Below are 26160 nucleotides of genomic sequence, written 5' to 3'. Positions count from 1 at the left end.
CTTCAAAGCTTTGACGAGCGTTTTCAGAGCCGAGATCAATTCGGGATTAGTTCTCGGAGCTAGGTGGCTGTTGGAGGATGTGAGTTTTGTCCACTTCCAATTCGGTCAATTGTTGCGTTTCCCCGTTGGGCCACCGGATCGTGACGCTATCGACTTCCGCTACCGAACCCAGCCCAAAGGTGAGCGGATGCTCGCATTGACTTAGATAGCTGCGTGTGGACGTGGTCGTGCGGCGATAGGTTTGTCCTCCTGCGTTGAGCGTGACTGTTGCACCATAGGCGTCGCGATTGGAAGAGCCCGTTCCCTCAAGTTCGAGTCGAACCCAATGGTGCTTCAATTCTTGGTCATTGCGGAGCACTCGAACGGGCCCGCTGTTGGATATCAGGATGATATCTAGGTCTCCGTCATTGTCCAAATCCCCGTAGGCGGCACCTCGTCCAACCAGCGGCACGAGGGCGTCTGCTCCCAGTTGATCCTCTCCCAGGGGGACTAACTCTGTCGAGCCTTGCGCACCTGCGTTCCAGAAAAACTGGGGCGGTTGCTCGTAGTGCTGGGTCGCTTGCACCTTGGAGATTTCGGCTTCGAGGTGTCCATTGGAGCAGACGATGTCTTGCCGTGAATCGAGGTCGAGATCGGCAAAGAACATTCCGAAGGTCAGGTTGAGGCGACTGGCGGGCCCCATGCCGCTGGCCATGGCGCTATCGACAAAGGGAGGTTGGGAACCACGCGAGACATACAGTGAAGATTGTTCATTGGCAAAGTTACCAATGGCAATGGCGAGGGAATCGTCGTTCCTCAGGTAAGCACAGTCGATTCCCATCGCACCCGTCGAATTGCCACTGCGGTCGAAGGCAATGCCGAGTGGGATCCCAGATTCTTCAAAGCGTTTTCCGGAGATGTTGAGGTAGAGGAAATTTCGGACGGTGTCGTTGGCTACGATCAAATCGGTCCATCCGTCGTGATCGACATCGATCGCTGCTACGCCCAGTCCCTTACCGACCGCGACGCCGGTGTCTGCGTTGACGACTTCGATCCCCATGGCTTGAGTTACATCGGAAAATTCTCCATTGCCGTCATTGTGATACAAGCGTGACTGCGTGCCACGAAAGGCGGTTGGTTGTCCGTAAGCCCTCCCTATACCGGTGAGTGAGAATCCGAGAGAGAGGTCCAGGTCTCGCTGCCAGACCACGTAATCGGCGACAAACAAATCAAGCCGCCCGTCGTTGTCGTAATCGAACCACGTGGCCCCTGTACTCCAGGCTGAATCGAGGCCTGCGACACCAGCGGTCGCGGTGATGTCCAGAAATTTTCCCTCCTCATTCTCAAAGAGATGGTTTTGTCCGACGGCGGTAAGAAATAGATCCGGCCAGCCATCGTTGTCGAAGTCCCCGATGGCGGGTCCCATGCCGTAGAACTCAATGTCCAACCCGCTGGCGTGAGTCACATCGGTGAATTGAGCAGCCCCGTTGTTTTGATACAAGCACAGTGAGCGAGGAGAATCGATCGCTTGCTTGGCCCAGGGCCATGATCGGCTACCTACCAACAAAATATCTTGGTCGCCATCGCGATCGTAATCCCAGACGGCCACTCCACCCCCCATGGTTTCGGGGAGTAGTTTTTCGCCCTCCATACCGCTGACATGTTGCCAATCGATACCGGCCTGTTGGGTTATGTCCACCAGTGGGATGCGGGGGAGTTCCACTGCCTGGGTATCGCGAACCTCCGGGAGCGTGAGTGGGATTGCATGTTCTTCGGGGGGCGGTGGCTGAAGGAACTTTAGAGCGAGGAACGTAGCACCGCCCAGGCAGGCCAAGGTTGCGAGAACGATTAGCGAACGCTGTACAGCGGTTCCAATAACTTCATCATCTTGGATGTCTTCCCGTTGCGGGGAGTCAGACTTAGTGGATTGCACGATAGATTCCTTCTTTATTTCAACGAGTAGATAACGAGCGGTTCGGCAGCATGGTCGGCTGCGGGGTACTGGCGACGTGCGATGGGTTTGGCTACGTCGGCAGCGTTATCATCCATCTTGTATTTGAGCTGCAACTCGCCGTGTTGGGAGGCTCGCTGTTCATCGCCGGTACGACGATAGAGCGTGGCTAGGTTTGCATGTGCGGAGACATCCTCGGAGTCGACTTGCAAGACTTGGAGAAATTCCTTTTCAGCTTGTTGCAGCAGCGCGTCTCGACGCTCGGTCTCGCCACGAATTTCAGCAATTTCTGCCAGGTCAATTAGCGTCAGGCCCAGAGAGTTTCTGACGCGGTGATCGAGGCTGAAATCAAATTTGCGCTCCCGTCGTTCGGCCGTGTCATCCTCCAGTACGCTACGGAAGTTCTGTTCGGCTTGTTCCAGGAAGCCTTGTTGGCGATTGACTTCACCACTGAGCCAGGCGAGCGTCCAGGCCGGTGGAGCTGGTTCCATGTTGGCGGATCGCGCCAAGGAAGCGGTGGCACCATCCAGGTCGCCTTCGGAGAATTGCACTCGGGCTAAATTCAACGGTCCGTCGAATCTGCCTAGCTTCTCAACCTCTCGGAAGGCGTCGCCCGCTTGCCGCAGTTGCGATTTCCCGGCAAGCAACATGCCGATGCCGTAATCGTTCCAACGCTGCCAAAGCTCGGGTGTCTTGCGCTGTGCACGGTCGGCCATCGCAACGCTACCGTCCGCCTGCTTCACATCAAACACGACGGTATCTTCTGCCATGACGGTCACCGGTAACTGATTGGGGGTCTCTCCTGCTGGGCCACGGCCTCGGAACTCAATATCCCCTTCCCGATGGTTTGCGTTCATGAAGTCGAGAAATTCCTTGTCGAACTTGCGGTATTTGAGTTTCAACGTAACCTTGATCGGCTCGCTGATATCCTGTGGGAGGTCCAACCCGTAGTGGACCGTTTGCCCAGCACCTGGAGGGATTTGGTGATTGTAAAGCGGTACGAAGATGTCTTCTGCGTTGCGGCGCGCGATGCGATCTCCGTGGCGGTCGAGCATAAATACGTTGACGAAGTGCGACCAGGGATCGACCTCTCCCAGCTCGTCCATGCCACCGCTGGTTCCCAGGACTCGATCTCCACTAGTCGCGACGACTTCCAACCACAATTCGTTCGAATCGACGGTGCCTTGCGTTAAATGGTGCCCGAGCTTGGTCGTTCGAATAACGGTTTCTAGGAGGTAGCTCTTGCCGGCCTCCAGCGTTGGGTATTCAGGGCCCAGGGGGGCGATAAGCTGGCCATCGATGGCTCCCTCCTCACGCACGCCAAAGATGTCGACTCGTGTAACATCGATCAGCAGTTTCCGCGCATACTCCACCCATTCATCTTCGCCTCGCCACCAAGGGAGAGCCGTGTTGGCGCCAGGAAAAAAGTGATCGTGAACGGCGGGCTGTCCGAGCTTTTCAGAGTACTTGGCTCCAAAATCATTCGAGGCGATCGCCGGCATGTGGCATTCGTTACAGTTCTCCTCAGCTTCCGGCGGGTAATAGAAGCTACTCGCTCCATGGCCTGACACTCCACTTAACAAGTAACTGTCATAGTGGTTCTGTCCTCGCAGAAACTCTTTGTAGGCCGTCAATTGTTTGGGGAGATGAACCTTGTGGCACGTTCCGCAATACTCGGCAGACTTATGTAATGGTTTTAAGAAGGTCTTCTTGTGAAAGCTTGGTTTGGCTTTGATGAGCAACTCATTCACCTTCTGTAGAATTGAGTTCTCACTGTATGCAAAAGGGTACTGGATTGGTTCTTCAATCACATAATCCGCATTACCACGAGTGGTACGGATGCCATCGGCGATCGAACCGACATGCGTAATGGCGTGGCAGACTGTGCAAGTAATACCCGCTTGGCTGGTTGGATCGTTGACGTCGTCGTAGTCAACTTTGTCAAAGGCGCCCGAGAAGAACGGCACGGGGTCATGGCAGCCGGCACACCAACGCGAGCCTTTCACATCGTCATCGCGCTCCAACATTTTCTTGCGAGTTTCACGAACCGATGCTAGGTAGGCCGGATTGTTGAAGGAGCTGAAATGGTGTGCGCTGTGGAACCAATTGTTGTAAATGTCTTGATGGCACTTCATGCAATACTCATCGTTCTGCATGGCATGGGCAGGGATAAAGTTACCGGTCGCCGTACGCGCCAAAGAAGGTTCAAAGTACTTGTCGCCTTCCTTGGGGCCAGCCTGATTCCACTGTCGCGGATCTTGAGTTTGGAAGACGACCATCAATCCAATAACGACCACCGTCGCCATTGCAATCCGACGGCCCACGTACCATTTAATACGAGGTCCCACTAGACGATGTAGCCAGTACAACCAGATCGCAGCAATTGGGGCGACGATGTGCGACCAATACACGATGCTGCGTATGGCCGGTTGTTTGAGATCAATTCCGAATTGCCGTGTAAGCAGGATGCCCGAGATAAGGACGACGATGGAGATCGCGAACAATGTATAGCCGATCTTGACCGCTCGACGATTACGGCGATTCTTGGCGGCCAACATGTGAACGATGCCAAACAGAATGACCGGCGCAATCAACAGGAAGCCTAGCACCAAGTGGGCTAAGAACATGAATTGGTAGAAGAGATCCTCATAGACCAACCCTGTAAAGTGCTGTAGGGCGGTGATGGCGGAAAGATACATGCCGTTGGCGAGCAGCAAAGAGAACAGGCCCAACACGACGACGAGAACGATGCGCATCCTCGCGCTAATGACGCGTTTGGGAGGTGGCCTATGACCGGTTGAGGACGCTTTCGATGCAGGGGCTGGGGTATTCATAAAACACTCAATATTGGTTGTTTGTGTTGATTAATTGGGTTCTGAAAGTGGCTTGAGATTGGGCGGCCGCGCGGATGGGGTGGGTTTCCAGGTTCGCAGGCCAAAAATAGCCTGTTGGAAGCCTACATCTACTTTTCAATTCGGCGTAAGTCTTCCGCTCAATCGTAAAACCCACAGATCAGAGCTCGCTCCAGAGCCTGGGGGCACTTGCGTGGCGTGGGGGGAGGTTTGCCAACTGTGTTCATCGCCGCTGTTGCAGATGAATCACCATGGACGCATGCCCAGTGAATTCCAAGACTTCTCGAGGATACGATCCACGCTAGGTCCGCAATTGCGAAGCTAGGGGTGGGAATCGGTACCGCCCGGCGGTAGCGCGACACGCTGGCTGGGAACGGAGTACCCCGAAGGATTCCACATTGGGAGACGCCCAGTCGGTCTAACTAAACGCGAGGGGGCTTCCAGGGACCAGCCAATACTGGTGAAGAAGTCGCTCCGTCCGCAGAGAGTTGCGAGCGTGAGCATGGTTGAGGAAGAAGCTCCACAGGGGCGGAGGGCAAACCTACAGCCAAGGTTGGTTGCGATTCTACCAACGCGGGGGAAGAGAAGCTGGGGGAGGGGGGAGCGCCGTCGCAGTTCGGACCGCGACAGGGAGAACTGCCATCTAAAATCAGTGGAAAATAGACCAGTTTGCCCTCTGTGTAGACTCGCTGTACGGAACCGGTTGTCCACGGCACCCAGGCGGCCAGAGTGTGTACCGTTCCACCTGCGAAATAGGTCTGAGGGAGCGGCTGACTATGGCACCCAGCCGCGTAAATCGAACTGGGACTGCTGGCGAGAAGGCACAGAACCACCACAAAACACCAGCATGCTTGATTCCAAGCGAACCTAGCCACCGCACACGAAGAAGCTGCAAAACCGAAATCGGCTCGTTTCTCCGTGGAAATTGCGGGTGTGGGACGGGGCATGGACGAGTGTCGCTAGTCGAAGAGTAGGGATGGCAGCTAACTACCGTCCCTTTATCCTATCTACTAGAAACGTAGGCGTCAATTTGAGCGGGTCAGCGTGGCAGAATTCTTATCCCACACTTGCTGTGCCTGGGCGGCTTGTTCCAAAGTGGCGGGGTAGGCCAATTGGGATTTGAAGGGAAGTGGTAGTGAGCCCTGCCCATGCAAGGTATTGATGTCGGCGTCTTTGTCCCAGCCGGTGCTGTGCAGGATGTAGTCGCGCTGCCACCCAGCGGGCAGCGGTGTGCTTGGAGCTGAGAATGTTAGCTGGATTTCATCACCGGAGGTCATGACGACCATCGCGTCGTCGTCGCTTGCCAGTATGCGTTTGACATCGCCATAGCGAGTGAATGGGCCATCGAGCTGGGGCCAATTGGGCTCTTGGGATACCGCTTGGTAGTCGAACCAATGAGGCTGGTCAGGCTCGCGAGGCAGAAATTGGCTGAAGCCGCGGTAGTGCAGATCGGCCGACTCCAGGGGGAGTGTCTGTTGGCGGAGGCTGGCCGGAGTGGAGTCCCAGGAGACGAATGCTTCATCCCAGTAGATCTGTTGGCTACCAGCGATTCGTAGGCGATGGTCATCCGTCGGGAAAATACCTTGGAGGTCGACCACGATCGACTTCGGTTTTCCTCCCGGGAATCCCATGAAGGGCTGTGCGCAAACCCATTGTCCCGACTGATCGACGACCCACAACGAAGGAGGCTCCGGTAAGTTGCGGAGTGGATTTTGTCCGATGCCAATATTGAGTGATGTGTCGGTGGGGTACATCCAGCCATTCAAAAACAGACGCAGGTGCTCGTCTGTCGGGAGTTCCCCGAAATCGAGTTCCACAAAATGAGGTTCACAGAGACCTTGGCAGATTTGGATATCAAAGGGTTGCAGGTATTGGCGGTCCAAGCTCTGTAGGGTCGAGGTCTTGTCTCGCCCGCGAGTGTCGAATGCCCGCAGGGGGTAAACTGTTTTCTCAGCCGTAAATAGCTGTGGTTCGGCAAGGGGGGCTGGCCCAACCTTCTCGTTGGTGAACAGACGCTGTTCGGCGGGGTGGTCAACCGCCGTCAATAGAATGTGATCAAAGTAGGCGACTTCCCAAAGCTCTTCCGTCACACGCAGTTCGATTTTCCCCTGTCGGGGCTGCACCAATTCGCCCGGTAGCATGAGGTACTCCCATCTGCGGTCGGGGAGCGTTTGTCCGCGCGCAATTTGCAATCCGAGAGGAGCATTCCAGAGAAGGTCAGTAATTAACTGAAACCGTTCACCATCCCAACCGTAGACATAGGGGCACGATCCACGCAGCAGTTGCTTCTCTTCCACCAAGGTATTGGGCAGCACGTCTTCGACGTTCTGCGTTAATCCATTTGTAAAGATGACGCGGAGGTTTTCCGGTGAATTCTCCCCCAAACCGAAATGTGTGACCGGCGTTTGAACCATCTGCATGAACAGGGTCGAGCCTCCCCACAACTCCAGTGTGGAACCGATCCCATAGTGATTGATACGTCCACCACCATTGATGTCGTTGATCCCCGTTAGGCGAACATCGACAAAGTTGGTTGAAGCTGCGGTAGAAGGGGCGGACCACACCGTAGGCTGGCCGTTGACAATGGCCAAAATATCGAGCTTCCCCTCGTAATTTCGATCGATCAGCGAGAGGGAGTTGGTCGGCTCCGTTGTCAGCGTAACTGCCGGGGCGAACTGTGCTTGAGGAATGCCCATTCGAGCTTGGAGGCCCGTTGAGCTGGCCAGTAGAAGATCCAGGTGACCGTCATTGTTGAGATCTCCCACTGCCACATCGGCGGATGGCTCCGAAGAGGCCATCGCGGCTGCTGGCGGCTCTCCAGCGAATCGCTCGCTGCGAATCACATGCATCCGTTCTGGGCCAGAATTTCGAGTTAGAGTCAACTGAGACTCTGCTCCCGAAGTGGCGAGAAAATCCCAACTACCATTGTGGTCGAAATCACCAATGGCCAGGGCTGCACTACCTGCGAGACTCGGCCAGCGATCCGATTCGAGGGATCGATAGCGGAATTGTCCATGTTGAATATTTTCGAGGACCGCGGGAGGGCCGTCGGACACAAGCATGAAATCGGGATCTAGGTCGCGGTCGATATCGCAGGCCACGGTCTGTACTACACGCACCTGCTCAGGAGGCATTTGGCTGTACTTGGAAATGTCTTGGAACGTTCGATTGCCGTTGTTTTGCATCATGTGAATCCCTGCTGTGGTCACCACGAGCAGGTCGAGATCTCCATCGGATTCCCAATCAGCGGTTGCAATGTGGAGCACTTCTTGCAGCGGTTCGAGTCCCGTTTCTTCCTCCATTACGCGATACCCGGCAACGGTGCCGTCAGTCGTAATGACGGAAACTCCCTCTTGACCCCACAGTAGCAACTCTTGGAGGGTGTCATGACGACCACCAAACACGGCGGGTGCGTCCTCGGCAATCTGTGCGGGAATGGCGGAGGAGTGTTCAATCATTAATTCGGCCACCGACGCGGGAAGCTTGGGACGCGACGGTGCATCGACTTCGAACAAATCGACGGGCAGCATGCCGCTGGCGGCGGTGGTGAGCCTTAGTTGGTGAGCTCGCGTGAGCCCTTCGACCGTGACGTGCCAGAATTCAAGCTCCTGATCATTGACAACCACTAAGTCGCTACGTAGGTCGAAATCGAAATCGTACCAAGCTGCCGCAGTGGCAGCAGCCGTCGTTGTTTGTTGCGGTTGGTAAGCGGGCAGGGTGGGGGAGTGGTCGCTGCCGCCCGCTGCCGTGGCTGAGGAGTCGTTCTCGGTGGAAGGAGCCTGCTCAGGGGCCAATCTCAATAGAAAGGAGGTGTCGAGCAGAGCGAGTGGATCGGGTTTGACGAGCTTGTTGTCAGCATTAAAACCCGGTGTGGCGGTCAACAGGTTAAACCAGAATCTGAGCTTGCGAGTTTGGTCCCAAGCACCTGCCTGGATGGCGGCTACCGCTTGTGGAACTAATTCCTCCGGCTTGAGGGAATCGATTTGGCGTTGGAGCATGCTCCAGGTGGGACGCGTGATATCCAGCGAGGGCTGGAGCAGCTCCTGGAGCCGAGGGTCCTGGGCATCGAGCAACGCATCAGCCGCGCGGCGCAATAGGAATAAGTTACGTGGCATAGCCTGCCAGCCGGCGTACAGAAAATCGGCGCGCTGCGACTCCAGTTCGGGGGCCGTGCCAGCTAGAACATTGAGCGATTCATCAAAGCTGGTGGCTAGTAGAGGTTGGCTAGGATCTTGCTTGAGAGCGGTGGCCAGAATTTCAGCCGCCTGCTTGTGCAGGGCCATGTCCTCTGGATAGGGGACTCGGCTCGCTTTGGAGGTGAGGATAGCGCTTCGGATGAGTGGTACGCGTGAATCGACCTGTTCCAATTGGGCAAGCTCGTCGGTCACCAGCGAAGCTTGGGCGTAGGCCGAATCAATCTCCTGCAGCAGCCGCTCGCGGTCGGCGGGAGAGGTCTTGCCATCGTTGCTGTTCAGCGCCTGATCGATCGTGCCAATCCACTTCAGGACTGCGACCGCCTGGTTAATGCGGAGGTCGGGGTCGTCTGGAAAGATTTCCAGCAGATCGGCCCAGTGCTTGCGAGCACGTTCGAAGTCGGCTTCCTCCGTAGCTGCAACCGCCTCAACGGCAACACGGAATTGCGCTGGAGTGAAGCGTGTTTGCGGGGGAGGAGCGTTGGGATCTTGAGCCGTTTGAGGAGGGGGAACCGGTATAGGGGTGGGTGCGCGGCTGCTCAGGACGAAACCGATTGCAACCGCGACCAGAAGGATCCCCACTATACCGAGCACAAGGGGAAGGTTTCCACGTGGCGTCGACATTCGCAATTCACTCCGGTTCTAGGGGGGCATCAGAGGAGCCCCCCTTTTTTCAAGCGTACAACTGTTGATAGTCCACTGTAGGAGATGATCAGCTGGCAGCTAGCTTCCGAAGTACTGTGGGAAGGATGCCGCCGTTGTAGTAGTAGTCGAGCTCAACGGGGGTGTCGATTCGGACTGCGACTTCAAAGAGACGACTGGTGCCATCAGCGGAGGTTGCTTGGACTTGCAGTGTACCGCGTGGTTCTAGCGGTCGATCGTCACTGCCAATGTCAAATTGCTCATCTCCGGTAAGGCCGAGTGATTGCCAGGTTTCGCCCTCACTGAATTGGAGTGGCAGGATTCCCATACCTACCAGATTGCTACGGTGGATCCGTTCGTAGCTCGCCGCGATCACCGCGCGAACTCCGAGCAGTAGCGTGCCCTTGGCGGCCCAGTCACGACTGCTGCCAGTCCCGTATTCGGCGCCAGCGAGAACCACGAGTGGAGTGGACTCTGCCCGATAACGCATGGCGGCATCGTAGATCGCCAGCTCTTCTCCACTGGGGACATGCTTGGTGTAGCCTCCCTCGGTATTGGGGACCATCTGATTGCGGATGCGAATATTCGCAAAAGTACCACGCACCATGACGCGATCATTGCCACGGCGTGACCCGTAGCTATTGAAGTCACGTTGTTCAACCGAGTGCTCAATGAGGTACTCTCCGGCTGGACTTAGTTTGGTGATGGCCCCGGCTGGTGAAATATGGTCCGTCGTTACCGAATCGCCCAGTAGCGCTAGGCAGCGAGCTCCCTGGATTGGTTTGGGGGGAGTGATTTCGGCGGTAATGCCTTCGAGGAAAGGGGGACGCTGGATGTAGGTGCTAGCGTCACTCCAGTCGTAGAGGTCTCCTTCGGTGATTTCAATGGCATTCCATTTTTCGTTCGAGGTGAAAGCGCTGGAGTACTGGTGCTTAAACATCTCTGGCAAGACACAAGCTTCGATGGTGGCTTGGATCTCCTCGGCGGAAGGCCAAATGTCTTTGAGGTAGACTGGCTCGCCGGCTGGCGTGGTCCCTAGGGGTTCGGTGACAAGGTCGATATCCACCGACCCCGCGATGGCGTAGGCCACAACCAATGGCGGACTTGCCAAGTAATTGGCTCGCGTGAGTGGATTGACGCGACCTTCGAAATTGCGATTTCCGCTCAACACTGCAGCGGCTACCAAATCGCCCTCGGTGATAGCAGTGGCCACCGATTCCGGGAGTGGCCCACTGTTGCCGATACAGGTGGTGCAGCCGTAGCCGACGGTGTAGAAACCGAGTTTGGACAATGCGTCGGACAAATTGGCTTTATCAAGGTAGTCGGTGACCACACGCGAGCCAGGTGCCAATGACGTTTTGACATAGTCCGGTACGGTTAGTCCCTTTTCCACAGCGCGGCGTGCGAGCAATCCAGCACCGATCATCACCGATGGATTGGAGGTATTGGTACAGCTCGTAATCGCGGCGATAACCACAGATCCGTGGCCGATTTCCGTCGAATGGCCATTGTTTTGGACGATGGATTTCGTGCTGAGTGCCTCGTCTGCCAGTCCGAAACCGCGTGCGGACACTGGCGCGGAAAGCGCGGCCTCAAACGACGCCTTCATGCTGCGAAGCGGCACGCGATCCTGTGGTCGCTTGGGACCTGCCAAGGCTGGTTCGACTTCACTCATGTCCAAGCCGAGTGTGCGCGTGTAGTTCAGCGCGGGGGAATTGTCCTCGCGAAACAAGCCTTGTGCACGCATGTAGGTTTCCAGCAGCTTGACCTGCTCCGCCGAACGTCCGGTGCGTTCCATAAAATGGAGCGTCTCAGCGTCGACTGGGAAGTAGCCCATTGTGGCACCGTATTCGGGAGCCATGTTGGCGATGGTAGCCCGGTCGGCCAGCGACATATTGGTGACGCCAGATCCAAAGAACTCAACGAATTTTCCGACAACTCCTGCGCTGCGCAAGATTTCGGTGACCTTGAGCACTAGGTCGGTAGCGGTGGCTCCGGCCGGCAGTTTTCCGGTGACTTCGAACCCCACAACTTCGGGCATGAGCATGTACAGGGGTTGTCCAAGCATGCCAGCTTCCGCCTCAATCCCCCCGACTCCCCAACCAAGAACACCCAATCCGTTGATCATGGTCGTGTGGCTGTCGGTACCGACTAGAGTGTCGGGGAGTGCCACGGGGCCGACGGCGTCTTCACGCACAAAAACCCCTTGAGCGAGATACTCCAAATTGACTTGGTGGACGATACCGGTGTTGGGAGGAACAACCCGGAAGTTGTTGAATGCCTGCTGCCCCCAACGCAGGAACTCGTAGCGTTCCTTATTGCGTTCGAATTCGATCTCGACATTGCGCGTCAGAGAATCGAGCGTCCCGAACAGGTCCACCTGCACGGAGTGATCGATCACCAAGTCGACGGGAATCAGGGGATTGATTTTCTTGGGATCCCCCCCCAGGGCCTTCATGCCGTCGCGCATCGCCGCCAGATCGACGACGCAAGGAACGCCTGTGAAGTCTTGGAGTACGACGCGGGCTGGCATGAATGGAATTTCCACCGGGGCCGGCTTGGCTGCATCCCATTGGGCGAGATTGACGACATCCTCTTGGTTGACGATGTAGCCGTCGCAGTTTCGCAGTACGGCTTCCAGGAGGATGCGTATCGAAAACGGGAGTTTTGAGATCTCACCAAAGCCTGCCGCTTCGAGCTTTTTGAGGCTATAAAACCCAATCTCGCCAGTAGGGCCGCTAAAGGTGTCTCGAACTTTAAATGGGTCGTGGAGCGGCGAAGGATTAGACATGTTGATGTTGTCTCAGCGTGGTGCCTGTGGGAGCGTTTCCTGGAAGTCGGCTTAGGGGGCCGGTACTCGGAAATCCCTAAGTGTCATGCGGAAACGCGGTGAGTCGATGAACAAATAAATCGTGGAAAAATTCCTGCTTGGGGCCGCACCAATCAACGGGGTGTGCAACGCCGGACTGAGCGGGACCAAGCCCTGCATTGTAGCCGATGATTCGGCGATTGTCTTCGGCCTCATTCAGCCCACTTTCGCCCCTCAGGGTGCGACAGGATGCCCGAGTTGCGGCTTTTCTGCCGAATCGACTTGCCAGCAAGTCGCGCTGCGTTGCGTCTGGTTTCAGGAACCGCTGCCGGGCGGGCCGCCGCCAGTCAGGGAGCAACTACCCTCTCTCAAAGCGTCCCGTCATGCCCTTCGCCAGCATCGCTGAAGGACTTGATGTGATGCTGCGAGACCCTCTGCCGTCGGCTAATTCGCGACCCGTTTCGGGCAATCTTTCCGAGTTTCTTGGGCTGTCCTCAAGCGAAATTCGCTGCTGTTAAGCTGGGGGCTTAGGGGTGAATGTTGCGCATGTTCGGAAAGTTCTGCAAATGACGGGCGTATCGGTTCGATGAACTGTCCTAGGTTGAATGCCACTTAGGATCGGCAGAATGGTTCTGTCCTTCGCCATGCTCACGGCTGTCCACGCTCGGATCGAGCGGAGGCGGAACGTGTCGAAACCATTCTCCTGATAGAATAACGGCCGCTCACCAGCGGTGATCGCGAACAGGGATCGGAGCCCGAGTTTCATGAAACGTACTCAATTCATCGCCAGTCTGACCGCTGTTCTGGCTGGGTTATGCCAAGTAGCCGTGCCACTAACTGCTTGCGACAAGTGCAATCAGGCACCCCACCAAAATTGTCGGATCTGTGACGATTGCGGTATCCTCGATGTGGCCAGCGGGATGGCCAATGAGATTCACACGGGGGTCAAGGGGTTGATCTCGCTTCCTTCGCTTCAGTTGACTCGCAAGCAGTGCGACACCCATCCGGGAAAAGCAAGTTCATGCGGTTGTGAGCTGAATACCTGCGGTGCAGAACTCAATACATGTGGCGCCGAGTTGAATACTTGTGGATGTGAGCTCAATTCGTGCGGCTGTGAGCTTCACGCGGGAACCGCCACGCCATCGTCACGAGCTTCGGGAGAGAGCAGGCAACGCAGTCCAGCTGGGGGCCCAAGCGTGCCTAGCTACCGAAATGCTCCTCCGGCAGCTCCGAGTCGTGCACCTCTGCCCTTACCGCGGGCGGTGGATGAAGTGCCAGGCAATCCCTTCATCGACGACGCGGCGGCTCGCGTCCGCAGGATGCCGGCACGAACCGTCTCGCATGGACGTTCGATTTTATCGCCCGCTGGACAAGCGGTACCATCCTATGGAGCTCGCTACGACGAACAGGCGAATGCGCGCCAATGGGTTCGGCTGCGAGATGATTCTGCGGTGAACCATTCGGCACTTGCGAGTAATCCTGCTCCGGAATTGGGCGTCGAGGCGTACTCGCGAGGCGCGGGGGCGGTGGCTCCTCTGCGAGCAGTGGTGGTTGCCTCGGCAGCGAAGGAAGTCGAACCGAAGGCCGTTGCTACCCACCCGGCTCGCATTGGTCCCCAAGCCAACTTGAGAGCTACGCCGTTGAATTCCACTGGCGAGACCGAGTCCGAGCACTTCGACTACTACCACAACCCTCTTCGCTGATCTGTAGGAAGCTTCTTGCAGACGCACTGACGCTTGAGCTAGGAATCCTCCGAACCAAGACCGCGGCATGAAGGGTTAGAGCCACGCCCGCCATGTCCAAAAAGCACCGCATGAAGCGCCTCCTTAGCTTCGCGGTGTTTTTTTGTGCGCGGAGAGTTCTTCGGTCTGAAGTTCGCTTTGCCAGCCCGCGAGTAACTGCAGGGCTTCGAACGGTGTTGTTGATTGCAAATCTAGTCCGCGCAGCTTCTCCAGCAGTGGATGATCGCCAACCTCAAACAGAGTGAGTTGGATGGGGGCGCCTGGCTTGCGTTTGGGAGGCGAGATTTTGGAGTCCCCGCGCTTGTCCAAATGGTCTGACTCCAATTGCGTCAAAATGTCTTTGGCACGTTCGTTGACTTCGCGTGGAATACCAGCCAGTCGTGCGACATGGATCCCATAGCTCTTGTCCGCTCCGCCGGGGACGATGCGATGGAGGAAGACGATGTTTTCGTCCCACTCTTTAACCGCCACATTGAAGTTCCGAACTCCAGGCAGGGATTTATCAAGTTGGGTTAGCTCATGGTAGTGGGTCGCAAAAAACGTACGGGCGCAAACATGATCGTGCAAGTGTTCGACAATTGCCCACGCTAGACTCAGGCCGTCATAGGTACTGGTGCCGCGTCCGATCTCGTCGAGAATGACCAAGCTGCGGTTGGAAGCGGTATTGAGAATGCGTGCGGTTTCCACCATCTCTACCATGAAGGTACTTTGGCCTCGCGAAAGTTCGTCGCTGGCACCGACGCGGGCAAAGATTCGATCGGCAACCCCAATTCTTGCTCGCTTGGCAGGTACAAAGCTTCCAAGTTGGGCCATGAGTGTGAGCAATGCCACCTGGCGAATGTATGTGCTTTTACCCGCCATGTTGGGACCGGTGATCAGGACGATGGAGCCGTGGGATGCTCCTACTTGGCAGTCATTGGGAACGAAAGTCCCCTTGGGGGTTGTGACATCCAATACCGGATGTCGCCCTTCGATGATTTCCAGTTCGTCCGAATCGAGCATCTCTGGTCGAATGTAATCCTGGCGCTGCGCCAATTCGGCTAAGCCAGCGAGTACATCCAATTCCGACAGCACGGTGGCAACTTGTTGTAATTCGCTCAGGTGCGTAGAGACTCGGTTTCGCAGTTCTTGAAACAACTCTAGCTCGAGACCCAGCGCTTGTTCGTCGGCGGAGATGACTTTGATCTCGTATTTCTTCAGTTCATCGGTAATGTAACGCTCTGCATTCTTGAGCGTTTGTTTGCGCACAAAATGGTCTGGAACTTTGTCCTTGTGCGCGTTGGTGACTTCCAGGTAGTAGCCGAACACCTTGGTGTATCCAACTTTGAGGCTCGTGATGCCAGTCAGCTCGGTCTGTCGCGCTTGGTATTCCGCAATCCACTGTTTACCGCCTGAGGCGAGACGCCGCAATTCATCGAGCTGGGCATGATAGCCTTCGCGGATGAAGCCACCGTCGCGGAGGTGCAATGGGCAACTTTCATTGAATGCTGCTAGCAGTTCGTCGCGCAGCGCTTCGCACAGCAGCAACTCTTCTTGCAGTTGCTGTAGTCGCTCACTGCGACGAGAGGCGAGCACCTGTTTGATCGCCGGTAGCTGTTCCAGGGTGGTCCCGACCTGTCGCAAATCTCGTGGGCTCGCGCGGCCTGTGGCGACGCGACCTAACAGGCGTTCAAGGTCATAGATATCCAGCAACAAGGCTCGCAATTCACTTCTCAATCGCGAATCGCTGTGCAGCTCTTCGACGGCGCCGTGCCGCTCTTGGATGGTATTTAAATTGAGGAGTGGGGCAGCCAGCCAACTTGCCAGACGGCGGGCTCCCATCGATGTACAAGTTTGATCGAGAACCGCCAAGAGCGAGCCACTTCTTTCACGATCGCGCATCGTATGCGTTAGCTCAAGGCTGCGTCGAGTGGCAGCATCGATCTCTAGAGTTTGCCCCTGACGGTAGGGATGCAATTGCTGCACGTGGCCCAGAGAGGTCTTTTGAGTCTCCAGGAGGTAGGCCAAGACTGCTCCTGCGGCACCGACGGCGAGTCCATCGCTCTGTTCGTCCCAGCCCATGCCTTCCAAATTTTGCGTGCCGAAGTGTTGGCACAATTGCCGCGAAGCCTCTTCGCTACCAAATTGCCAAGTGGGGCGTAAGGTAACGGTCCAGGGGTAGTCGGCATCGGTGGACAAGACGGTGTCGTCTTCGCGAATCAAGACTTCTGAGGGTTCTAGGCGAGCGAGCTCATCGAGCATCTTGCTGGCTGGAAACAAACCCGCTTCGAAGCGTCCGGTAGAGAGCTCGGCCCAGGCCATGCCGACCTGTGTTTCCTCGCTGCTCGTCGCATTGCGTCCCGGTTTCAGGCTGAACACGGCCACCAGTAGATTGGTGTGCAGTGGGTCCAGCAGGGCTTCGTCGGTCAGTGTGCCGGCGGTGACGATGCGCGTGACCTCGCGGCGCACGATTCCCTTGGCTTCCTTGGGGTCTTCGACTTGATCGCAGACCGCCACGCGATGACCGCTGCGAATGAGTTTGGCGAGATAGCCCTCCAATTGATGGTAGGGGAATCCGGCCATGGGGATGGGGTTCTCTCCCTTATCCCGGCTGGTGAGTGTGAGTCCTAGAACGCGGGCACAAGTCTTAGCGTCTTCATGAAAAAGCTCATAGAAGTCTCCCATGCGAAAGAGGAGCAGCGCGTCTCCGCAGACCTGCTTCGCCTCTTCGTACTGGCGCATCATGGGGGAAACGGTCATGTCGGATGATTTCTTTCTACGGGGCTTTCGGGATGCCGGCGGCTAGGAAGTATGCGGGGCTGACGCTGCCTACGTGCGGAGGAGAGGGGGGCGTCCTGGCTGCATCTGCGGCTGGCCTCTCTCGGGCCAGCGGCCTACATCCCTACGATATCGGTTTTCCCAAACACTGGGAGTGGGCTTGTACGCGCCATCCTAGGTCACAAACTCTTCCTCTTGATCTCCGCTTGGACGGGAAAGTTGCCCGGAGTCTTCCAGGGTGCGGACGACATCCACGATTTTCTGTTGCATTCCCTCGACTTCGCTGAGACGCACTTTACCAAGAAACTCCATCTCTTCGCGGAGCATGTCGGCGGCACGCGAGGACATATTGCCCAGCACTTTTTCTTGGAGCGGTTGACTCGCCCCCTTCAAGGCTAGTGCCCACTGGCTTGTTTCTACGTTCTTCAAGACATTTTGAATGTCCTTGTCGTTGATCTTCAAGAGGTCTTCAAAGACAAACATCAAGCGGCGAATTTCGTCGACCAGCTCAGGACGCTCCTTGGTGAGTCCATCCAGGATGGTTCGCTCGGTCGAACGCTCGGATACGTTGAGCATTTCAGCCACCGCAGGCACGCCCCCTCCCTTGCGATAGGACTGCGTCATGAAGAGAGACATGCGAGTCGACAACGCTTTTTCAACCTCTTCAATGGCGTCTGGACTGGTTTGTCCCATCTCTGCGATGCGTTGGATGACTTCCAACTGCTTCAGGGCTGGTAGACCGCTCAGCACGCCTGCAGCCACTGCTGGCGGAATGTTGCTCAAGACCATGGCAATGGTCTGTGGGTGCTCATCGATCAAGAACGAGAGGATGTTCTGAGGATCTGCCTTGTGGAGGAATCCAAACGGCAAGGCCTCGAGTGTTTGTTGCAAAACAGAGAGGGTGTCGCTGGCCTCGTTTCCCAGCGCTTTCTTGACGAGATTCTTGGCTTTGTCGAGACCGCCTGAATTGGGGCCAATCGCACTCGGCCGACTGCGCAAGAACTCAGAGATCGCATCTTCCTGCTCACGGCTAGAAATGGTTTCCAGCTGGGCAATCGCCAGCGCCACGGTTTCGACATAGCGTCTGGGCATCAATCCCAGGATCTTGGCAGCATCTTCCTCTGCCAAGCTCATGATCAGAATCGCGGCTCGCCGTACTCCCGGGGAGATGCTGTAAGTGACTTGAGTTGACATGGCCGCGCATCGCTCCGTCAAGTTGGAAAAGGTCGCCATTCACGGATTGTAAATGTCAGCAAACTGACAACCCGACCTAAATAGACAGTTGATGTGATTATCGGAATCGATTGGCGAGAATTACTAGCCGTATCGAAGCACTCTTTGCAAGTTTTCGTGGCCTGTGTGGTTTGTAGCGATGTTGCGGAATGGCAGTCCTCGTCCAGTGCCCCGGCTCCGCCCAGTCCTGGTGAGACTGGTGCCTACCAGTCGATCTTGCAGATCCCCCACTGCCCATGGTTTTCATCGATGGCAACCTCTAAGGTTTCCAGCCAGTCACCAATTTGAGGTTTCAGCGCCGTGCGTAACTGGTTCGCCATCCACCAGGCGATTTGCTCTGCCGTCGTGTTGACGATAGGAAGCAAGATGCAATCTTCTGCCGGGAAAATCCAACGCTTCTCGTCGAAGCGCGTAGTGATCTCCTCACCATTCTGTTCGACCAAGATGCGTGGGTGTTGGGTAGGCAGGAGCATGTGGTGGTCCAATTGCTTTACGATCGCCGCCAGGGCATCTCGAAAAGCGATGAAGTCGATGACATACTGATTGGAGTCCAGGGGGCCTGTCACCTCAGCGCGGACACCGTAGTTGTGCCCATGCAAACGCTCGCAAATGTCTCCTGCGAAGGTGATAAAGTGTGCCGCACTAAATACCAATTGCTCTTTTTGAAGCAGTACGCGATAACTGCCGTTGACGGAGGCGGGGGGGGAGGTTGGCATGTGTTGGTCGCTCAATTAATGGTGGCTGGATCGGCTCATCAGGGACTTCTCGATGTTTGCAGCTCGGTCGCTCAGAATGGATGGTGCCCATGTTAGAGCCCTCTCGCGGGCGAAAACCTGTTGCTCCGCCATGGTAAAAGTAGAGACTAGAATGGACAATGGCCAGCATGCTTGCGACGCAGCCTAGTGGGCCATCCCTCTCGGATATTAGGGGCGCGAGCGAGGCGACGATTCCCTCTAAGCTCTGCAATAAAGCCCAGGGAAGCATTGTTGGGACCCGTAGGAAACCCCCAATTTCTAGTCTGGACGATGCAGCAGCTGCATTCCGTTTATTCAGTCGAACTCATTAGTGGACGGCATTTATGGCTCGCAAGGCGCACCCGAACTCGTCTGCTTCCAAGCAACCGATTCTATCAGCCGAGGTTCTCGACGGTTCGCGTGGTGGCTTGGCTGCGGCAGGCAGCGAACAATCCTCAGGGGTGATCGACGCGCAATTGGTCTCCTCGCTGGAATCGCAATCCGTATCGGCACCTTGCACAGCTTGTGGCTCCCCCAGGGCGGGCGATTCAAAATTCTGTGCTGCCTGTGGCGCTCCACTGGAGATTGCGGATCCATCGGCGGTCGTCGCTGGAAACAGCGGTTCGAGTGTTTCGGCCGTGCCGAATCACATGTTCAAATGTCAGAATTGTGGCAGTGAAGTCGCGACTAGCCTCGATCAGCGAAGTTACGTATGCCCCTTTTGCGACTCGACCTACGTCACTGAAATATCGGTCAGTCGCTCCGGGCGTCAACGTCCCGAATTCGTCATTGGCTTTGCGGTGACTTCTCAGGATGCGGAGGAGAAGTTTCTAGAATGGTTGCGGCGGAATTCTTGGTTTCGACCTGGAGATCTGGCGGTGAAAGCAATATCGGAGAAGCAGAGAGGGGTGTACCTCCCGTTTTGGCATTTCTCGGTTCATGCAGCCAGCAGTTGGTCGGCTCGGATTGGTGAGTATTGGTACCGTACGGAGCACTACACCACGCGTGACTCCAAGGGCAACACCGTTCGCCGCACGCGGACCGTTACCGAGACCGAGTGGTTTCCTCTGAGTGGGCATCACAACCGTTACTATCATGGTTTTCTGGTCCCAGCCACCAAGGGGATCAGCGAGGCAGAGGCGCGGGCCATCCATCCTTTCCAGCTCGCTTCCTTGACCCGTTATCGCCCGTATTTTCTGGCGGGCTGGATGGCCGAGGAATACTCGGTCGAAATGCCCGAAGCCATGGAAAAGACCAAAGAGGAATTCCGGCAGCGGCAGGTCGCAGAAATTCAACGCTTCCTGCCAGGAGATACTCAGAGCAATCTGAGTGTGAATACAGAGTTCGATGTAACGGGCTCTGATCTGATGTTGTTGCCGGTGCACGTGCTGAGCTATCGCTATCGAGATAAGGTCTATCGCTTTCTGGTTAACGGGCAAACGGGAAAGGTCGTGGGCGAGAAACCCTATTCGGCGACTCGCATCGGTGTGGCTGTCGCGGTCATTTTGGCTGTGATTCTCATTGTTTTTGTGGTTGCCCTGGTGATGTCTGCTCGCTGAAATGATGTGGGCGATACAATCTACCTAGATTGCGTCAAGATTCCCCCCATTTAGAAAATGCAGCATGTCAGTCAAACAGAATATCCTGGTCCAAAGTCCATCGCCCATTGCGGTGCGGCTTCAGAAGGACTTGGTTCGCAATGTCAAACGTGGACATGCTTGGCTGTATTCCGATGCCGTAGAGTTGGTCAACGTCCCTTCCGGTAGCGTGGCGTTGCTAGAAGATCGCAAGGGAGATGCGACGATTGCAGCCGGAATCTATGATCCAGATCATCCCATTCCCTTCCGGGTTTGCACGACATCTCCTCCCTATCGCTTGGACGATGCATGGCTCTCCAAGCAGTTGTTTGCCGCCTTGAAACTGCGGCGGACTGCCCTCGGATCGGACACCAATGGCTTCCGATTGGTGGCGGGCGAAGGGGATGGAATTCCTGGCGCAATTATCGACGTTTATGACCGAGTGGCGGTCATGAAGTTCGATGGCGGTGCGCCCGAGGCCTTCTACCGACCCGAAGGGATTGCTGATTGGTTGGTCGAGCATGCTGGCATCGAGACGGTCGTGCTGCGCACCCGCGAGCGAGGGAGTGTCGGGCAGGTGCTGCGCGGTGAGTTGGGGCAACACCACACCGGACGTGGACAGACGGTCAATACGCCTGTCTATTTCCAAGAGAACGGCATGACCTTTACCGCCGATGTGCTAAGCGGACAGAAGACGGGCTTCTTTCTGGATCAGCGCGATAATCGAGCGCTCATTCGCACGTTGTCCAATCAACGAACCGTCCTGAATCTGTTCAGTTTCAATGGCGGTTTCTCGGTCGCTGCCGGTCGAGGTGGGGCCAAGCATGTCGTCTCGGTCGACATTGCACGTCCCGCCATTGAGGCCTCGGAGGATATTTGGCAGACCAATCAATTGGATCCCAATTTGCATTACGGCGAAGTTGCCGATTGCTTTGATTTTCTAGAGGCAGCCGTCAACAGCAAGCAGCGATGGGACATGGTGATCTGCGATCCGCCCTCGTTTGCTCCTAGCGAGAAAGCGAGGCAGCGCGCGATTCCTGCCTATGGCCGGCTAGCGCAATTAGCCGCGCGGGTTACCAAATCTAGCGGTCTGTTGGCACTTGCTTCCTGCTCCAGTCACATTGATCCGCTCACGTTCGCTGCCATCAATGCAGAGGCGTTTGGTAAGGCGCGTCGCAAAGCCGTGCTACTTGCCGAGCGCGGCCTGCCCATCGATCACCCCACTCCCTTCGTCATGCCTGAATTGCGTTATCTGAAATTCCAATTATTTGGCCTCGAGTGATCTGACTAAGTGAACTGACTAGAGGCTGAGCTGCCACGATGCCTCAGTTACTCTGCATTTGGTCGACCCGATTGCTCACTCTGCAGCGGGCTTGGTCGCTTGGCCAGGTGTGGCGGTGGAATGCGGTGTGTTGGTGGAATGCGGAGTGCATTGCATAGAAGTTGAGCCATTCTTGCCCCACGGTCCAGCTCCAGCAGGAATCGGAACGTGGGGGGAGCAGGGCGTGAGTCTGCAGCGGCTCCTCTGCTCAGGAGCAATCTGATTCTTCTTTTAAGGGCCCTCCATTGTGCTGCACGCGATGGAAAGTGCGAGCTCTCGGCAGTTGCCACGCAATGTCCTAGGCCGTCAACCAAAGTTTCTATGGTCGCATCTGCCAACTGGGGCGTTGTGCTGACTGGGCTGGGCGAGACAATTGGGAGCTAGCTCTTTGCAAGGAGGCATGCGAATGAGTGTCCCAACGGAATGGATATGGGAAGCGGACCGTATTTTCAAGCTAGCACACAGCTCAAGGCAAGTTCATGACGCACATTGAATGGGATCCCGAAATCGATACGCCAGCGACGATCGGAGTTTTGGGAGGCGGTCCCATCGGGATTGAAGCTGCACTGTACGCAAGGTTTTTAGGCTATTTCGTGGTGCTTTACGACCGGTCCCGCGTTGGAAAAAGCCTGATGGGTTGGGGCGATCGATTGATGAACGCACCGCTGGGTGAAGTGGTCACCTCCTTAGGGTTGGCGGCTTTGGAGGCCCAGGGGAATCCATGCTCGTTGACCGATTTTGCGGCGCCGGCATCCTATCGACAGTATGTGGAGGAGTATCTCCTGCCCGTCGCCAAAACGGATTTGCTATTCGAGTCGGTACAGTTCAACGCTCCCGCTATTTCGCTTAGTCGTACCAGCTGCACTCCGACTCATCCCGGTTCGCTCACGCGGCGGGCTGAACAAGAGTTTAGAATCCTGGCGGACTCGCAAGTGCGCGGGGAGTTCACGCAATTGGTCGATTTGGTCTTGGACTGCAGCGGGCATGGCGCCGCACGACGGGGCTTGGCGAGTGGCGGTGGATTAGCAGTGCGCGAAGCGGAATATCGCTCGGCGATGAAGTTCGGGAAATGCGATGTTTTAGGGGGAGAGCGAAAGCAGTTTGCGGGGCGACACGCAATCCTGTTTGGGCAGAATCTAGAGGCGTGCGCCAACGCATGTGAGCTGCAGCAGCTGGCGGCTGAAGAGCCTGGTACGCGAGTGACTTGGGTTGTACCCAAGGCTATCGGGCGCCGTGGCATCGTGTTCGACGCGCCGCCGGTCAGCGGGTTTGAAGAACTACTCCAAACCGCTCAGGCGATAGGAGACGGGACCAATGGCAACACGGCTGCGGTCGCGCTGGGGGCTTGGGGAATCGAAGCGTTGACGGTCAACGAGAGCGGCAAATGGCTGGTGAAGTTGCAAACAACCGAAGAGGAAACCTTGGAAGTGCAGGGGGATGTGTTCATCAACTGCGCGGCACCGGTGACTGGGAGCAGCCATTTAGCCTCCCTGCCTGCTGCCTTGCAGCCTATGCAGCAAACCGCTTCGGACCCCTTCCCTGAATTGGACGGTTGTTTAACCCAAGAGCCGCACTACTACACATTGGGAGCCCGCAGCTCAGATGCCCAGCAGGGAGCATCCATCGCGGACGGGGTGCAGCAGATACGGCGAGTTTTTGGAGCCATTGGAGGGCGGCGGGAGCTAGACCTGTACTCGACGGTTCGACCGCAGGCGTAGGCCGCTTATTCTCTAACGAATGTAAGACGCTCCCTGACCAACGCGTTAGGGCTTCGACGTTGCATCGATGTTGATGGTGTTCTCTCCCTCAGCGACGTCAAAACTCAGGCCACTGGTCGTGGCTCTTAGGAATCGAGGAGGGATTGCGACTTGGGGTTTGTTCGGCTTGGGGCCACCAGCAAGCATATCCTCGGCGGAGACTTCATCAATATCGATGGCTCCCTCGGGAACAAGCATGACTTGGTAATTCCCCACAGGCATGCCGTCGAATGTTTTGCCGGAGCGCCGCCATTCGATCCGGTACTCACCCGCTTCGTTGGTCAGGCTAAAACCGGTGTAACCCTTGGTAGGTTGAGTGAAGATTACCTTGGTACCGGCCGGTAGGGTGTTGCCGTCAAGGGTTAGTTTGCCTGCGATGGAGCCGATGGGCCCAAAGTCGTTGCCACCACAGCCAGGAATCATGGGAATGAGGGCGGCGAACAGTAGCAGGGAAGTTGCAAGTCTGGACATGAGGTTTTCTGGGTGTCTAAGTGGGTGTCTAAGTGGGATGTCGCATTGAAAACGCATTCCACGTCAGGGAGGTGCCCCCGCGTGGAATGCATTGAGTGAGGATTAAGGGATTTCTGACCGGAGCCTAGAAGTCTGCGTTGACTGGCTGGCCATCATCTCGCGTGGCGAGTTTCTTGAGGGTTTCGAGTTCGATGTTTTCACTGAGGAAGTGAATGGATCCATCTGTTAAGCCGATGGTTACGCCGCCGGTGTGAGAGGAGTTGAGTGGGTTGTTGGCGCCCACGTTACTTCCCATGCCGGGGAAGAGCTGGTTTGCAAAGGGTTCTTGGTTGGGGCTGTAGCGGAGGGAAACGGTGTTGAAAACCCGCTCATCGCCCGAACCGGCAGGGTCAAGGCTAGGAGGGACTCCATTGACACGAGTTCCCATCAGCCAACCGTGTTCGGTGCCGGAGGCGGCGACAAATGAGTACGTGCCAGGTATGAGACGTTCGAGTCTACCGGACATTTCACCGAGCAGCATGGTGTTACTGGTTCCATCGCTGCAATTCCCCATCTTCATGGCTTGGTTGGCGGTTAGCATGCCGCCGCCGGAGATTAGGCCAAGTGTTCCATCGTTGAAGAGCCGCGTTTCGGAGAACGTGACAGGGTCGACACAGCCAGCGACACCAGCGTAGTGGGCAAACGAGTCACGTCCGTTGTCGAGAGGGCCGGCAGAGCTGGGGCAACGCATCATGGGGAGTGGTCCAGCAGCTAGAACGAAAACCTTGTTGGCAGCTCCGGCATTGTCGGGGCCTGCGCCTCCTTCGCTAACGTAGCCGGGCGAACGTCCAACCCAAGTGAGGCTGTTGGCAAGTGCCGTTTGCTCCATGAAGGGGAGCAGCATGCCATAAAAGCTTGGGCCAAAGCTATTGCCCGACCCACCAGCCGCGCGTGGGCTCTTGGCATGGACAGCACCGGGGGGGAATCTCTGGAATCCAGATTCATAGTTCAGAAGTGCCAACGACAACTGCTTAACATTGTTGCTGCATTGCATCCGTCGGGCAGCTTCGCGGGCTGCTTGAACGGCTGGCAGTAGTAGGCCAACTAGGATGCCAATAATTGCAATCACCACAAGCAATTCCACCAAGGTGAATCCAGATTGAATTCGCTTTTTCATTTTAAACTTTCGACAGGAATGAAGGGTTATCGGGAATTAAGGGAAGGCGAATCCTAGCGTTCGGTCTGCCTGTGCAAGCGGCAGCCGTTAAAGTGAGTCCGAAGACTGACGCGACCGCTCAACGTCCAAGCAATAAAACGTCCAAGCAATAAGTAGTACTTGCGCAAGAAAAGACGCCAGCATCTCCATGGAACGGTAGGGAAAGTCTGGCATTACTGGCGGGTGCTCCTGGCGGTCATGCAATTCCCCTCTGATTAGGGTGGTTTTTTGGAAAATCCAACAAATTCAATGCAACTTCTGGCGTTCACTCCGCTGCCGCCGGCGTTGTGTCTGTGAATTAATGGCTTCGTAGAGCTAATGGCAGGGGAATTGTCGAGGGTGGCGGAGTACATTGGTTGGACGCGTCCAAATAATCGAGTGTTGAGGAATGCTGAGCAGTGAATCCAATGAACTGAGTACACGTGATTTGGTCATGCTTTTAGCGAAGCATGACCGTGAGATGCTGCGCTATATCATGACCTTTCTGCCCCGGCGGGCCGATGCAGAGGAGGTCTTGCAGCGGACGGCGGTCGTGCTGTGGGAGAAGTTAGCTGAGTTTGATACGCAGCGAGATTTTTTGGCTTGGGCATTGCACCGAGCCTACTACGAAATTTTGAACTTCCGCAAGGAATTCGCCCGTAGCAAACTCGTCTTTGCAGAGGATGTCGTTCAGCAGCTCAGCGAAGAACGCGTCGAGCACGCGAGCTACTTGGGCGAGATGAAGGAGGGCCTGCAACTCTGTTTGAAAAAGTTGCAGCCACGTGATTTGGAACTGATTCAAGGTAGGTATTTTGAATCGAAATCCATCAAGGAAATGGCTGCGGAATTCGGTAAGACTCCCAAGTCGCTCTATCGCCGATTGGATCGATTGCGAGAGCTGATTCAAGCCTGCGTGGAAAAGCAGCTGAAGGTCAACGGAAATGTTTAGTTGTGTTCGAGTGATTGTT

The 26160-nt window shown here is 56.1% G+C and carries 14 protein-coding genes; 5 read left to right on the top strand and 9 right to left on the bottom strand.

Translation table 11 applies throughout. From position 1 onward, the window contains the following. Positions 1 to 46: 46 nt before the first annotated feature. The 4 genes from Q31a_RS27660 to acnA all read right to left on the bottom strand — a co-directional run bounded on the left by Q31a_RS27660 (position 47) and on the right by acnA (position 12408). Positions 47 to 1912, bottom strand: coding sequence for a CRTAC1 family protein (locus Q31a_RS27660; protein WP_231690976.1), 1866 nt, complete (start codon positions 1910 to 1912; stop codon positions 47 to 49). 14 nt (positions 1913 to 1926) lie between these two features. Next, the gene (locus Q31a_RS27655) at positions 1927 to 4764 is read right to left on the bottom strand and encodes a multiheme c-type cytochrome (RefSeq protein ID WP_145085442.1); all 2838 of its coding nucleotides are present in this window, start codon (positions 4762 to 4764) and stop codon (positions 1927 to 1929) included. Positions 4765 to 5807: 1043 nt separating this feature from the next. Further along, entirely contained in the window at positions 5808 to 9599 is a 3792-nt protein-coding gene (locus Q31a_RS27650) for a CRTAC1 family protein (protein ID WP_145085439.1), read from the bottom strand. 88 nt (positions 9600 to 9687) lie between these two features. Beyond that, a complete protein-coding gene (gene acnA, locus Q31a_RS27645; RefSeq protein ID WP_145085436.1) occupies positions 9688 to 12408 on the bottom strand; it encodes an aconitate hydratase AcnA in 2721 nt (906 codons plus the stop codon). Between the two features lie 782 nt (positions 12409 to 13190). Here acnA and Q31a_RS27640 point away from each other — a divergent pair. Then, on the top strand, positions 13191 to 14129 hold the full coding sequence (locus Q31a_RS27640; protein WP_145085432.1) for a hypothetical protein: 939 nt from the start codon (positions 13191 to 13193) through the stop codon (positions 14127 to 14129). 123 nt (positions 14130 to 14252) lie between these two features. Here Q31a_RS27640 and mutS read toward each other — a convergent pair whose 3' ends face one another. The 3 genes from mutS to Q31a_RS27625 form a co-directional block, all read right to left on the bottom strand. Further along, positions 14253 to 16907: a DNA mismatch repair protein MutS gene (gene mutS, locus Q31a_RS27635; protein ID WP_145085429.1), complete on the bottom strand. Its 2655-nt coding sequence runs from the start codon at positions 16905 to 16907 to the stop codon at positions 14253 to 14255. A 192-nt stretch (positions 16908 to 17099) separates the two neighbouring features. Beyond that, positions 17100 to 18119: a flagellar motor switch protein FliG gene (gene fliG, locus Q31a_RS27630; protein ID WP_145085426.1), complete on the bottom strand. Its 1020-nt coding sequence runs from the start codon at positions 18117 to 18119 to the stop codon at positions 17100 to 17102. Between the two features lie 242 nt (positions 18120 to 18361). Beyond that, entirely contained in the window at positions 18362 to 18874 is a 513-nt protein-coding gene (locus tag Q31a_RS27625; RefSeq protein ID WP_145085423.1) for a 6-pyruvoyl trahydropterin synthase family protein, read from the bottom strand. A 362-nt stretch (positions 18875 to 19236) separates the two neighbouring features. Here Q31a_RS27625 and Q31a_RS27620 point away from each other — a divergent pair, with 362 nt between their 5' ends. The 3 genes from Q31a_RS27620 to Q31a_RS27610 all read left to right on the top strand — a co-directional run bounded on the left by Q31a_RS27620 (position 19237) and on the right by Q31a_RS27610 (position 23508). Continuing rightward, on the top strand, positions 19237 to 20451 hold the full coding sequence (locus Q31a_RS27620; RefSeq protein ID WP_231690975.1) for a zinc ribbon domain-containing protein: 1215 nt from the start codon (positions 19237 to 19239) through the stop codon (positions 20449 to 20451). A gap of 64 nt (positions 20452 to 20515) precedes the next feature. Next, entirely contained in the window at positions 20516 to 21751 is a 1236-nt protein-coding gene (locus Q31a_RS27615; RefSeq protein ID WP_145085420.1) for a class I SAM-dependent rRNA methyltransferase, read from the top strand. Positions 21752 to 22269: 518 nt separating this feature from the next. After that, positions 22270 to 23508 carry a hypothetical protein gene (locus Q31a_RS27610; protein WP_145085417.1) on the top strand — a complete coding sequence of 413 codons (1239 nt, stop codon included), beginning with the start codon at positions 22270 to 22272 and terminating at the stop codon, positions 23506 to 23508. Between the two features lie 45 nt (positions 23509 to 23553). On the opposite strand, the gene Q31a_RS27605 is transcribed toward Q31a_RS27610, so the two are convergent. Further along, on the bottom strand, positions 23554 to 24018 hold the full coding sequence (locus Q31a_RS27605; protein ID WP_145085413.1) for a hypothetical protein: 465 nt from the start codon (positions 24016 to 24018) through the stop codon (positions 23554 to 23556). Positions 24019 to 24142: 124 nt separating this feature from the next. Beyond that, positions 24143 to 25174 (bottom strand): DUF1559 family PulG-like putative transporter, encoded by a 1032-nt coding sequence (locus Q31a_RS27600; RefSeq protein ID WP_145087711.1) that lies wholly within the window; start codon positions 25172 to 25174, stop codon positions 24143 to 24145. Positions 25175 to 25601: 427 nt separating this feature from the next. On the opposite strand from Q31a_RS27600, the gene Q31a_RS27595 reads away from it, so the two are divergent. Then, the gene (locus Q31a_RS27595; protein WP_145085410.1) at positions 25602 to 26141 is read left to right on the top strand and encodes a sigma-70 family RNA polymerase sigma factor; all 540 of its coding nucleotides are present in this window, start codon (positions 25602 to 25604) and stop codon (positions 26139 to 26141) included. Positions 26142 to 26160 lie beyond the last annotated feature (19 nt).

This window comes from Aureliella helgolandensis (assembly GCF_007752135.1).
GTDB lineage: Bacteria > Planctomycetota > Planctomycetia > Pirellulales > Pirellulaceae > Aureliella > Aureliella helgolandensis.
Note: the sequence above shows the minus strand (reverse complement) of the source record. Positions and strands in the feature narration are given on the sequence as shown.